At 39.8% G+C, this 12319-nt stretch carries 11 protein-coding genes, 1 pseudogene and 1 other annotated feature; of the genes and pseudogenes, 6 read left to right on the top strand and 6 right to left on the bottom strand.

Annotated features, from left to right (window positions below; translation table 11 throughout):
* Positions 1-125 precede the first annotated feature (125 nt).
* Positions 126-485, bottom strand: coding sequence for a cyclic-phosphate processing receiver domain-containing protein (locus NSQ49_RS09480; RefSeq protein WP_251283538.1), 360 nt, complete (start codon positions 483-485; stop codon positions 126-128).
* Positions 486-871: 386 nt separating this feature from the next.
* The gene (locus NSQ49_RS09475) at positions 872-3031 is read right to left on the bottom strand and encodes a YhgE/Pip domain-containing protein (RefSeq protein WP_251283537.1); all 2160 of its coding nucleotides are present in this window, start codon (positions 3029-3031) and stop codon (positions 872-874) included.
* A 927-nt stretch (positions 3032-3958) separates the two neighbouring features.
* Between NSQ49_RS09475 and NSQ49_RS09470 the strand changes: the two genes are divergently transcribed.
* Positions 3959-4357: a cytidine deaminase gene (locus tag NSQ49_RS09470; protein WP_159862313.1), complete on the top strand. Its 399-nt coding sequence runs from the start codon at positions 3959-3961 to the stop codon at positions 4355-4357.
* 175 nt (positions 4358-4532) lie between these two features.
* Entirely contained in the window at positions 4533-4658 is a 126-nt protein-coding gene (locus NSQ49_RS09465) for a hypothetical protein (RefSeq protein WP_268891635.1), read from the top strand.
* A gap of 74 nt (positions 4659-4732) precedes the next feature.
* On the opposite strand, the gene NSQ49_RS09460 is transcribed toward NSQ49_RS09465, so the two are convergent.
* On the bottom strand, positions 4733-5428 hold the full coding sequence (locus NSQ49_RS09460) for an ArsR/SmtB family transcription factor (RefSeq protein ID WP_159862312.1): 696 nt from the start codon (positions 5426-5428) through the stop codon (positions 4733-4735).
* 93 nt (positions 5429-5521) lie between these two features.
* On the opposite strand from NSQ49_RS09460, the gene NSQ49_RS09455 reads away from it, so the two are divergent.
* Positions 5522-6130 carry a flavin reductase family protein gene (locus NSQ49_RS09455; protein ID WP_251283535.1) on the top strand — a complete coding sequence of 203 codons (609 nt, stop codon included), beginning with the start codon at positions 5522-5524 and terminating at the stop codon, positions 6128-6130.
* A gap of 319 nt (positions 6131-6449) precedes the next feature.
* Here the strand turns inward: NSQ49_RS09455 and NSQ49_RS09450 are convergent, their stop codons facing one another.
* Together NSQ49_RS09450 and NSQ49_RS09445 are read right to left on the bottom strand one after the other, a co-directional pair.
* On the bottom strand, positions 6450-6917 hold the full coding sequence (locus tag NSQ49_RS09450) for a DUF3291 domain-containing protein (RefSeq protein ID WP_159862310.1): 468 nt from the start codon (positions 6915-6917) through the stop codon (positions 6450-6452).
* Between the two features lie 120 nt (positions 6918-7037).
* Complete coding sequence (locus NSQ49_RS09445) at positions 7038-7454, bottom strand: DUF1284 domain-containing protein (protein WP_251283533.1); 417 nt, start codon at positions 7452-7454, stop codon at positions 7038-7040.
* A 330-nt stretch (positions 7455-7784) separates the two neighbouring features.
* Positions 7785-7999 (top strand) — a binding site (T-box leader).
* A 55-nt stretch (positions 8000-8054) separates the two neighbouring features.
* On the opposite strand from NSQ49_RS09445, the gene proS reads away from it, so the two are divergent.
* Both proS and NSQ49_RS09435 read left to right on the top strand, forming a co-directional pair.
* Complete coding sequence (gene proS / locus NSQ49_RS09440; protein ID WP_159862308.1) at positions 8055-9491, top strand: proline--tRNA ligase; 1437 nt, start codon at positions 8055-8057, stop codon at positions 9489-9491.
* Between the two features lie 242 nt (positions 9492-9733).
* Positions 9734-10291, top strand: coding sequence for an isochorismatase family protein (locus NSQ49_RS09435; protein ID WP_251283532.1), 558 nt, complete (start codon positions 9734-9736; stop codon positions 10289-10291).
* 117 nt (positions 10292-10408) lie between these two features.
* On the opposite strand, the gene NSQ49_RS09430 is transcribed toward NSQ49_RS09435, so the two are convergent.
* On the bottom strand, positions 10409-10963 hold the full coding sequence (locus NSQ49_RS09430) for a restriction endonuclease (protein ID WP_236566116.1): 555 nt from the start codon (positions 10961-10963) through the stop codon (positions 10409-10411).
* A 677-nt stretch (positions 10964-11640) separates the two neighbouring features.
* On the opposite strand from NSQ49_RS09430, the pseudogene NSQ49_RS09425 reads away from it, so the two are divergent.
* Positions 11641-12157: pseudogene (locus tag NSQ49_RS09425) on the top strand (GrpB family protein).
* Positions 12158-12319 lie beyond the last annotated feature (162 nt).

Genomic DNA, 12319 nt, shown 5'->3' with positions numbered 1-12319 from the left:
TATGAGGAGCGGATTTTTCTGTTTGAAGACACGAAAAAGGAAGCAGTCGATTAGATCTGCTTCCTATATATAAGTGATTTATAAAATTCCTTTGACGAAGGAGAATGGTTGATGGCTACTAATCATTAATAGTTTTGCAGATACCTTGGCGGAATGTAATTTAGAGGCAGTGGACGTAAGATGACTTTAATATCAGAGGGCATTTCAAAATCGTGCTGTGCCTGTTTTAGATAGTGGTACATGTCTTTCCCGGCGACTGAATTGGCTGAATGAACAGTTATGCGATCTGCGAATAACTGTTTTTGAACCATCATTTGAACAAGCATAAGACCATTTCTTGATTTGCTTACTAAATCATGGTCTAAAGACAAGTGGTCAATGTCATAGGTCTGAAGCAAAAGGATACATTCATCAATGGTCTCAACTAATACATGACCATCCGGCGCTTTCCTATAATCATCAAGAAATACGCTTATTTTCTCCACTTTTTAATCCCCTTTCGAAGGGGTGACTAAGAAAAGTCATGGTGACCCTAAGTTGTGTTACTTATTTCATTGTAACATACACATGGATGCAAAGATACGGGAGAGGGATTCATTGGAAGATATCAGCCGTTCCTTTCTCCATTAAAAACTGCAGGGTTTGGCTTTTAAGACCTGCAGCTTCGAGAAAGCTCATGGACTGCTGAACAGCATGGAGCGAAAATCAGCGGACAATACCGGTAAAACACCAATTAAAAAGACCACACTCCTCCTAGTGATGAGTGTGGCCGAAGTTTAGCTGCGGAAGGACTCTCCGATCATGAAATAATTCAAGGTGTAATTTTCAGAGCTTCAGTGGTATGGTAATCTCTGTTTGCATACATTTGAACCTAATGAAACAACCCTGATTCCTTCGATTTCTTCATCAGTGCTTTCGTTTTTCTGCTCAATGGCTCCTTCAGGAAAGTGCCAACTAATAGCGCAATGATGCCAAAAATCATGAGAACCAAGAGGTCTCTGTATACTTTTTCCCAAACTATGCCGCCTACAGCTTCTCTCATAATGTCAATTACATAAGAGAATGGCAGGAACGGATGAATGGTTTGGAAAAACTCAGGAAGCAGGGCAATCGGATAGGTTCCGCCAGCACCCGCAATCTGCAGTACCAGCAAGACAATCGCCATAGCTTTTCCTACATCTCCAAATACAGATACTAAGGTATAAACAATTAATATAAACACTAAACTGCTTACCAGTCCAAACAAGACAAACCATACTGGTTCTGCCACATCCACTCCCAGCAAGAAGATATCACCCAGAGTCACTATTAGGGTCTGTGCAAACCCAATGCTAAGGAAGGTGAGCAGTTTGCCAAAATAGATTTGTCTTTCTGTAAATTCTTCAGATTGATGAACATCTGTAGCCAATAAAGAAATTAATAGTAAAGCACCTACCCAGATCGAAAGTACGGTATAGAAAGGAGTCATACCTGTTCCATAATTTTGGATTGGAAATAGGCTGTTTTTATTGAGCTGAACAGGTTCTTCGAAGAAACCTTTCTCTGCTTCGGGATCATTTTGCAGCAGCTCAATGATCTCGTTGATGTCTGTCTCACCCTGGATTTCCCTAATCCTGTCTGCTAATTGATTAACCTTTTCGTTTACATAAGGAAACTCTCCTAATAGGTGCTTCAGCGTTTTTTCTCCTTCACCTAAGTTCCCCTCCGTATTAGCAAGGATTTTTTCAATCTCAGGTATGGCGGATTGAATATCGGTCAGGATATTCCGGGCGTTGTTTAATGTGTCCTTGGCGCTGGCCACTTCTTTTTTGATGGCTGGCCGAATGCTTTCGTTATATTCTTTCACAAATGTGTCGATCCTGTCTTCAGTTGCAGCTGAACGTTCCTGAAGCCGGGTGATGAACTCATCTGCTTCCTGCTGTTTGTCTGAAAGAAAGACAGTGACCTTTTGCCCGTTTTCCTGGATCGTCTGCAGTTCCTGTTTTAACAAGGCGACTTGTTCCAGAGCCCTGTTAATTTGCTCCTGATTTTGGTTTGATTCTTGTTCCTTATTTGTTTCCTGCAGCTGCTTTAGTGCTGCTTCAATAGTTTCTAGGTTCTGAAGAGAACCCGCTATCTGCTCATTGATTTGATTGCTTATTTCCTTTCCCTGGTCCAGGTTCAAGTCAGAGGATTGCACCGAAGAGACAAAATCGTTTATTTTTATCGCCATATTCTGGACACTCTCCAGGTTCTCCTGAATCTTGGGTTCCATTGTATTCAGGCGATTCTCTGCCTCATTTAGGAATGTCATCGTTTCATTAATGGTCCGCAGACCGTTGCCTGTTGCACTTTTGGCTTCAGGAACGAGTGCTTGTGCTTTATCAATCATTATTTTGGCGTTTTCAGCGTCTGATAGGGAGCTGCTTAATAAAGAATGAATTTCAGGAAGCTTTTCCTCTATTTGAAAAACATACTCTTCGAACCGCTTTATATCCGGAAGGTCCTTTTCAATTTCCAGACCCAATTCATTGAATCTCTCAAAAATAGTGCCGTTTACAGATGAGATGAAATTGCTTGTAACCGTATCGACAATCCCGCCAGCACCCTTTTCTGTGATTTTAGGTGCAATGGCATTGATTTTTTCATTCACATAATACTCAATTTTCGCTTTTTCGGGCTTGTCTTCCATGACGGTCCCCAGCTTCTGAGAGAAATTCTCCGGGATTACGATGACAGCAAAATAGTCACCGTATTCTACCTTTTCCATCGCGTCTTTGCGGTCATCAAAGTGCCAGTCCATATCATCGTTCTTCTTTAATTCCTTGATGATATCATCCCCTATATGGATGTTCTTATCACGAACCACTGCTCCGGCATCTTCATTCACGATTCCCACTGGAAGCTGATCCGTTTGACTATAGGGATCCCAGGAAGCCACAATGTTAAACCAGGCATATAAAGAAGGCAGCAGCGTCAAGCCTCCAATTAATACTGCCGCAACCCAATTAGTAAAAATACTTCTAATATCATTCTTATAAATTTTCCACATGCTTTTCAGTCCTATCTTCTCGTCTTCATATAGATTTTGTGAATAATCGTTTAAATATATTCAGAATCCCAGTGTACACAACAATACAACCTCTATACAAATACTAAGTGCTCACAGCAATGACAATAACATTTGGAGCTTCAATATGAAGGTTATGGATATATCGGATAAAGTTGGATGAGTGAAAAACGGATTTAACGGTCCGGTTGCTGCCATAAGAGGATGAGTATTTTTTGAGTGACCGCCGCATGGGGAAAATATTAGCGGATTGTAAGCATATATAATGAATATGTATACTAAAACAAAATATAGAGGGCATGTGCTGCTCGTTCTCTTGTGTAAAAATGTATTCTAGAATGTAAAGGTTTAGGTGTAAGGCGGATATGGCTGCATTTTTCTAAGGCTGGCTACCCGCTTTATAAGAAAATAGGGTTTATAGATAAGTCTTCCGGGATGGAGTTACTATTATGAAATCTGCTGTCTGTGCAGGCGTTTTGCTTTTTCATAAGAGTGCAAAAAGGTAAATATGTTAATAAACATAAGCTACTGCCTTTTTTTCCTTTTCTCTATATAAAGCCAAGAGTAGTAAATCACCCAAAAAGTGAAGGGAATTATATATATTAAATAAAATTTATTATATGGAATGATAAAGGCTGAAGCTATAAAAATCACAAGAGCTGGAATTAATAGAATAAAGTATTTTCTCCAGTGCACATTCATTCCTCCTTGGTGTTTAATCAATAATAGTATCATAGGATAATAATACCAACTATAGGATTGTAATCAAGCTTTTATTTTTTCTGAGGATTGCAGTGTGGGTTATTGACAAACTTTTCAAAAAAATATATGATGAAAATCCTGCCAATTTTTCCTTTGGCCTAAGGGGACTGTGAAAAGTTCATTCTTCTTTGTAAAGGATGGGTAACGATGAATAAAGAGCAATTGATGGAAAGTGCACGCAGTATGAAGGAGAGAGCTTATGCTCCCTATTCCAAGTTTCCAGTTGGAGCTGCTTTATTACTGAAAGACGGCACTGTCATTAATGGAGTGAACGTGGAAAATGTCTCGTTAGGTGCAACGAATTGCGCCGAACGAACAGCCATTTTCACTGCAATTGCTAACGGTTACAAAAAAGGTGATTTTCAAGCTATAGCTGTAGCTGGTGATACGGCAGATTTTCTTCCGCCATGCAGCATATGCAGGCAGGTATTAGCGGAGTTTTGTTTGCCTGATATGCCAGTCTACTTAACAAATGAGAAGAAAGAAATATTAGAACTGACATTAAAGGATTTATTGCCTTATGCATTTACGGATTTAGAGATGTAGCATAAATAGGGGACAAGCTTTAGAGCTTGTCCCTTTTGTTTTTATAGAAGGAATTTCCAATTCAGCATAGAATATTGTAATGATGGATTCATACATTTTTTTACAGGTGCATGAAATATAGAGCAGCATTTTTTGTCATGAAAGCTACTGTCCATTCTATAGGGAGGTACTGATCTTGGGTGAAAAGAATAAAAAGCAAGTGAATAGAAAAGCTGTATGGGCATTGTTTGGGTTAGGATTTGGATCAGGTGTGGGGGCACTCTTAGGTATTTTAGCTTACAATTGTCAGTGGCTTGGATAGAATCATAGTTCGGCAGATTTGACGGTAATAGGAATGCTAGTGGTACCCGCGGCCAGGAAGCGAGGGTACCATTTTTATTCTCTATCCATATCAATCGCAAAGGTATCCTTAAGTCCCTTCAATCCAGAAGGGGTTATTTTGATAGCCCGGGTTTTGGGGATACGCTGGATCCAATTTCGTTCCAGGAGTATCTCCAGGATGGCATTCCCCAGTGCACCTGCAAGATGATGGCGTCTTTCGCTCCAGTCCAGACATTTATGGGAAAAAGAGCGGCGTTTCTTTTTTAATGAGGCCAGGTCTATTTGCATGGTGTGGAAAAATTCTTTTCCCTCTTCCGTAACACTGAATGTGTCATTTACTTCAGCAATAAATCCTCTTTTTTTTAGCGATTCAGTTATTTGCACCCCTAAATTTCCAGCGAGATGATCATAGCATGTTCTGGCAAAGCGGATTGCTTTATCTTCAGAGGCATGTTTAAAAGATTTAATTTCTGCTGCAGGGGCAATGGATAGAAAGGATTCCATCACTCTGGCAACTTCTTGATTCATGATTCCATAATACCGGTGCCTTCCCTGTTTTTCTGCTGTCACTACTTGAGCATCCAGCATTTTTTTGAGGTGGAAGCTGGCCGTTTGCGGCTTAACCCGTGCCATATGGGCGAGCTCGTTTACAGTGTGAAAGCGGCCATCCAATAAGGCGGTCAGTATAGCTGCCCGACTGGGTTCACTGATTAGAGAAGCGACTTTTGCAACGTTAGAATTCACTATCATATCCCATTCCTCCATGTAATCCATATTTCGATGATAATTGAAATAATTAGCCCTTACAATGATAATTGAAAAAATATTCAGGAGGAACAAGTTATGAAAAAGGAAGAAATAAGAACTAAACCCATTCACCCCAAAATTTTATACTATGGAACACCAGTGGTCTTATTAACAACACTTAATGAAGATGGAACATCCAACATCAGCCCGTTATCCTCGTCATGGGCGTTAGGGGAATGTATTGTTCTTGGAATCGGGGAAGGGGGAAAGGCATTGGAAAACCTTCGTAATCATCCTGAGTGCGTGGTGAACGTTCCCGGCCCCGGCCTCTGGAGGAATGTAGAGGCTTTGGCACCGCTGACAGGCAAGAATCCAGTACCGGAATACAAACGGGATAATTCATTTCGTTTTGAGAGGGATAAATTCTCGGCAGCCTCCCTTAGTAAGCAGGAAGCAGAAATCGTGAAGCCCCTTAGAATCCTGGAATGTCCCCTGCAAATTGAGAGCAGGGTGGAACATATCAGGATTCCGGAGCATGACCCAAGCTTTGCTATCGTAGAAGTAAAAGCATTAAAAGTTCATGCCCATACATCCATCATTATGGAGGATCATCATGTGAACCCCTATGAATGGAGTCCGCTTATTTATAATTTCAGACACTATTACGGACTGGGCGGACATCTTGGGAAGACCTTCAGGGCTTAATCTATTTGAATAGACGAAATCCTTTTTCATATAATGAAGGGCTATTAAAAAAAGAAAGCGCAAAAAGAAACGAAACAATATACTCTGAAGAGCAGGGGGATTCCATGTCAAAATATATATTAGTATTTTCTTCTTATCAGTACTAGTAAGTGCCTTGCTCATTATTATAATGGGTCAGTAAATATGGTCGGAAGCGATTCGGCAGAAGAAGCGGTAAACACATTCGGAATAATTATTGTCTTACTGCTGTCATTAATAATTTCGCAAATGTGTTATTTAATAGAATTGATTAAAAAGAAAAAGTAACTTTCTTTCATAGCTATTTAAGCGAGACCGGCTCCCCAAGTTCATTGAACGGATGCTTAAAGTCAAATGCGAAAGAATCAGGTCCATGCTGGATATAAGTATCATATCTTTTGAAAGCTTCCTTCCAGGAAACATCCGATAATTTATCTGTCCACCATACCACATAATTAGGCTGCCTTTCCGGAAGAGGACCAAACCACTTATTCCTGTCCTGCAATGCTTGCCTATGGCTGCCTGAATAGGTAAACCGGTATAAGGATTGCAGGTCTTGCCATACTGTTAAGGTAAGGATAGGAGTTCTATTGCCCTTAATTTTTTCTTCAGGGAGTTTCACTCTATTAGGATTGAATTCTTTTATAAGCTGCCCGGTTTTAGCGGCCTCTCTCATAACTTGATTTCCTGCTATAAAGAACTCCCTTGAGGCAGGGTGTTCTTCTGGATACTTTAGCTGACCAACTGTCAAAATTGCCGCAAATGCCACGAAATTCCCTCAATTTATTTCTTTTTTCTACCTATATTCCGGAAAGAATAGACTAATGCCTGAATGGAGGGATAAATAAATGGATGCTGCCATTTTTAAGAAAAGTATTCTAATAGAGGCTTACTTTACTTCCCTTAAACCCTGCCCTTCAAGAATATCCCGAATGCCTTCTTCACAGACTCCATAAGAGCGCCAGGAACAAGTTTCGCAGACAGTCTGTATATCTGAGGGAAGAGCATGCTTCCGGATGTTTAATTCAATGTCCTGCCAGTACAGAATTTGCCCGATATGAAGCCCTAATTTCTCTAGAATAACAGCATCTCTTTCGTAAATATTATCGTGTTCACAATGGTATTCACCTGAGTTGGGATACTTTTCACACAAATGATCCGGCCCTTTTACTAGCTGTATCCATGTCCTGGGATTGTCTCTCAAGGTTTTATGCATACGTGTCATATTTTCCGCGTATTCCCGGGAATAGCCCATTCCCCGATAGCCCAAAAGACAGAAGAGATGATGGCCGCGCAGCTTAAACATAAAATCCCCCCATAAAATATAAAGGTTAACTAAAATGGTTTGAAGGTTAACACATTTATTTATATTATCATATCAAACTATTTTTTCCAGATCGACTTTATGAACAATGATGGAAATGTTGAGAAATAGGAATATAAAACAGAGTAGAAGGTTAACTTTTAAATTAAGCTGACGCTCATTATTGTTCCGGTTGTGTATGGATTATTTTTCCTGAAGACGTCTAAGATAGAGAGAAGATCTGAGGGGAAATAGTTGGAAGGGACGGTTAGGCAGGAATTTATTTCTGCCTGTATTGAATTACTCATCACAAGTTGGTATATTATCATATATATGTAATCAATGATGTGATCAAGTAAATAAGGATTGTGAAACAGAAAATATAGCCTGGGCTGAGAGCTATATCACCCCTCCTTATTGAAACCTGCCACGGAGATGTTAGGAAAAAGCTAACCGGGTCGTTTCGTTATTAACGATTAGAGGGCTTTAAATTTTGTAAAGCCGAACTAAGGTGGTACCGCGTCTATCAGCATAAAGACGTCCTTTTGAAGGACTCTTTATGCTTTTTTTATTCTAAAAAAATACTTTCAGGAGGAAAAGAAGATGTCTCAAAACACCAATAATTTTTCAAAGTGGTATCTGGAAACGATACAAAAAGCAGATTTATTTGATTACACCCCTGTTCGCGGGTGTATCGCCTTTAAGCCTGATGGCTATGAAATTTGGGAGCATATTCAGGCAGAGATGGATAAGCGTTTTAAGGAAACCGGCCACCGCAATGCCTATTTTCCGATGCTGATTCCGGAGAACTTTTTTCAAAAGGAAAAGGATCACATTGAAGGATTCTCGCCTGAGCTTCCTTGGATCACAGAAGCGGCTGGAGAAAAGCTGGAGGAGCGTCTGGCACTGCGTCCAACTTCTGAAACGATGATTGGACATTTATATTCCGATTGGATTAAAAGCTACCGGGATCTGCCGGTCTTAATCAATCAATGGGCAAATGTATTCCGCTGGGAGAAGAAAACTCTTCCTTTCATCCGCACATCTGAATTTTTATGGCAAGAAGGCCATACAGCACATGTGGACGAAGAAGATGCGCGCAAGGAAACAATGCAGATGCTTGAAATCTATAAAGAAGTGGTTGAAGGTTTGCTAGCGATTCCGGTTTATGATGGACAAAAAACTCCATCCGAGCGCTTTGCCGGTGCAGTTGATACGTTTAGCATTGAAGCAATGATGAAGGATGGAAAAGCCGTGCAGGCGGGGACTTCCCACTACCTGGGCACAAAATTTGCCGAAGCCTTTGATATCAAATATTTGAACAAAGAAAATAAACATACGTTTGTTCACACCACATCATGGGGTACATCGACACGGTTAATCGGCTCTGTCATCATGGTTCATGGTGATGAACAAGGTCTTGTGCTGCCTCCAAGAATAGCACCGACTCAAGTGGTGCTGATTCCAGTTGGCCCATGGAAAAAGAACCCTGCGATTATGGAGAAATTGGATGAAATCTTTGCTGCATTAAAGGCAGAAGGAATCCGCGTACGCCTTGATGACTCCGATCAATCACCAGGCTATAAATTTAATGAGTGGGAGCTAAAAGGCGTACCTGTCCGCATCGAGCTTGGTCCTCGTGATTTAGACCAGAATCAAGGCTTAATGAAGGCACGAGATCTTGGGGATAAAGTGGCTGTATCGCTTGATTCGGTTATCGAAAGCATCAAAAAAGAGCTTGAAACCATGCAAACTCGTTTATTAGAAAAAGCTAAAGCATTCCGTGCAGAGCATTCGCACACACATATTGATACAATCGAGCAATTAGAACAGCACATTGCCCAATCAGAACAAAATGATGCCATCCCAGGCTGGATCTTAGCCGGATGGTGCGGTGATGACGCCTGTGAAGAAAGTGTAAAAGAAAAAACAAAATTCACAACACGAAACATTCCGTTCAACCCGCCGTCCACTAAGGATACATGCATCCATTGTGGAAAAGAAGCGAAGCATACCGTATGGTTTGCCCGGGCTTACTAAGCTGGGAATTGGAATATTGAACTTAGGCCGCCTTACTCAGGCGGCCTATTTTTTTTGATTCATAGCTTACGAAATTCATTTTTTTGCTTTGGTTATTCTGTTATAATCAAATATATCTAAAAATTTAGATAATTTTAGCTGTATTGAGGAGGAAGATAATATGAGAAATAAATATATTGGCGTGAAAGCACTAGGAGAATATTTCTGAGAAAAATTTAAAGGTGTTGAAAGGGGAAAATTAATTGAATCAAACCTTATTGATTATTGATGCTCAGCAGGAGTTAATTGATGGGAACCTGGAAGAGAGTGCTGTTTTTAATAAAGAGAACCTTATCGGGAATATCAATACAGTGATCGAAAAAGCAAAACAATCAGGTGTTCCAGTTGTCGCTGTAAGGGATCTGGAAGTTGCGGAAGGGAAAGGAAAAGGATTTCAGGTTCACGGAGATATTAAATTGCCTGCAGAAACAAAGTGCTTTGATAAAACAGCAACCAATTCATTTCATGGAACAGGACTGCTGGATCACCTGAAATCTCAAGAGGTCAGGCATGTTGTTATAATGGGCTGTAAAACTCAGCATTGTATAGACAGTGCTGTTAGAACCGCAACAATCAGCGGATTGGATGTTACATTAGTAGGTGATGGGCATTCAACAACGGACAGCGATGCTTTAACTGCTGAGCAAATTATTAAGCATCATAATGAAACACTTCACGGCCATTACAATGTGGAACACTTTTCAGTTGTCAGAAATGCAGAGGAAGATCTGTTCCATCCGATACATGATTCTTATAGGTAAAATGAAATTATAGCCAAGAGATATTTCACCTTAACGTCCAAAAAAATTGGATGTTAAGGTGAAAATCCATATCTTCAAATGTAGAAGTGTGAAGGAATCTCCTGAATATCAAGGAGCCTATCCCCGAATTTTTTCCTCTTTTTTTGCTTTTAGTATCCAGTCTATGAATTGTTCCCGGTCGAATAAGCGGATCTTGTTTGCTTTAGCAAATTCAATTGCTTGAGTGGTGAAACGCTCGTTTGTGATAACCCAGCATTCAGAAGCCTCATAAGTATCCATTTGTTTTAAAGTTTTTTGGACAAGGCGAATACCGATTTCTCTTTTATGGCTTTTGACTTTTACAATCGCTTGGCTGCCTGTTGGGAGGGTTAGTAAAAAACTGATATCCGGGTTCTCATCACTCGGCTTTGTAATGGGATATCCTAATTTAGTTAACAGAGGGAGGGTGAAATCCTCTAATTGTTCATCCGAAAGCTTGCTGATCATCGAGATGTCGGAATCCTCTTGCCTTTTCAGATCGCGGTGCAAACTAAACAATCCGTAAATGCCATAAAAGATCACTCCCCCCAGTAAAGCCGTAATCGCATTTTCCCAATTGTGCGTTTTTAAAAATACAATTATTGGCATCAGAATGATCATAATTAAAAGTATTAGATAATAACGGTCTTTCAAGCTAAAAACACATCCTCCATAAGTTTAACCTTTAAGGCTCATACAACAGCTGACTCTGAAATAAATCTTCTCCGTTTCTAGTAAAGATTTTTATCACTGTAAGCTCATTAAAAGGCAGCTCAGTTTTAGTTATATAAGTATCTGTATTAACTGCAAACTTTTCTACACGGCCTCTTTTGTATGTAATTCAAAATATCCTGCCTTTTGAGGTCTTTTCAAACTTTACTCCAACATAATTATTGTACTTACCCTTAAGACGAAGAACGTAAAAATCTAATTTCTCTTCCTCTCCCATTTCGGTTTTCATTTCTCCATTCTCCCGAGATTCTATTAAACCAACAGTATTAGCAGCTGCATTTTCATATAGAGAAAATATATATTCTTCCCCAGGGTGGACTTCAAGATTTCATAACCATTGTAATTCATAAAAATATTATATTCGTTTAAAGGGTGTTTTCAGGTGCCTCTTTTTCCTTGGAAAATTCATATAAGAATAGTTCTAATACAGTTAATCCCAAAAATAGTAATGGATATAGATGTTTTTTTTCATTAGTGCCCCTTCCAGCTCTCCTTAAACAATTATATAAGAAAACAGCAAAAGGCGTATGATTCATTAGAAGGTAAATGATTTTCCGTATGGAATAAGTACTATGAAGGTTTCAACGGAGGTTTTTTGAGTGAAGATTCGACTAACTGAATTAGCGATAGATGGGCCCTTATGCATCAAAGAGAAGCTGGATTTTTAAAAGCCATTTTTAAAGATGAAATCATTGAGTGTGAACATTTTGGGATCACTGCAGTCCGGGGGGATGAAGCAAAGCCTGTAATCGATATGATGTGTATCGTGAAAAACATCGGGAAGATTGATCCATTTAATGAACAGATGAAAAAGCTTAGGTACGAACCTGCAGGGGAATGGGGCATTACAGGGCGAAGATTATTTCGAAAAGGCGGGGAAAACCGATCCCACCATATCCATTTCTATCAATTTGATAACCCTCAAATAGAACGGCATCTTATCTTGAGAGATTATCTGAGGTCCCGCCCGGATGAAGCAGCAAGGTATTCATAATTTAAGGAAGAACTGGCCAGAAGGTTGAAGACACGAGTGATTATAGCCAGGCAAAAATGTTGTTTGTGAAAGAGATGGAGAAGAAGGCGATTGCTTGGTTAGCGGAAGAAAAGAATCTATGAAGTGTGGCAGCAGTTTGCCTTCTTTCCTTATCTTAATTGTAACCAGTGTGTTTTTGGAACTTTTGAAAGGCTTTTGCAGTAATCGCTGAAATCCAGTAAATGCTTATGAACGATATGCAGAATACGAAGGGGATATATATTATTGTATAGAGTTTAAGACTA

The sequence above is a fragment of the Cytobacillus sp. FSL R5-0377 genome (assembly GCF_038004385.1).
In the GTDB taxonomy this organism is placed as follows: Bacteria; Bacillota; Bacilli; order Bacillales; family Cytobacillaceae; genus Cytobacillus.
Note: the sequence above shows the minus strand (reverse complement) of the source record. Positions and strands in the feature narration are given on the sequence as shown.

What these genes read in the sequence shown, in the direction of transcription:
- proS (WP_159862308.1), top strand. Translation starts at nt 8,055, where the DNA reads ATGTCTCAAAACACCAATAATTTTTCAAAGTGGTATCTGGAAACGATA.
- NSQ49_RS09445 (WP_251283533.1), bottom strand. Translation starts at nt 7,454, where the DNA reads ATGTTTAAGCTGCGCGGCCATCATCTCTTCTGTCTTTTGGGCTATCGG.
- NSQ49_RS09455 (WP_251283535.1), top strand. Translation starts at nt 5,522, where the DNA reads ATGAAAAAGGAAGAAATAAGAACTAAACCCATTCACCCCAAAATTTTA.
- NSQ49_RS09460 (WP_159862312.1), bottom strand. Translation starts at nt 5,428, where the DNA reads ATGATAGTGAATTCTAACGTTGCAAAAGTCGCTTCTCTAATCAGTGAA.
- NSQ49_RS09470 (WP_159862313.1), top strand. Translation starts at nt 3,959, where the DNA reads ATGAATAAAGAGCAATTGATGGAAAGTGCACGCAGTATGAAGGAGAGA.
- NSQ49_RS09475 (WP_251283537.1), bottom strand. Translation starts at nt 3,031, where the DNA reads ATGTGGAAAATTTATAAGAATGATATTAGAAGTATTTTTACTAATTGG.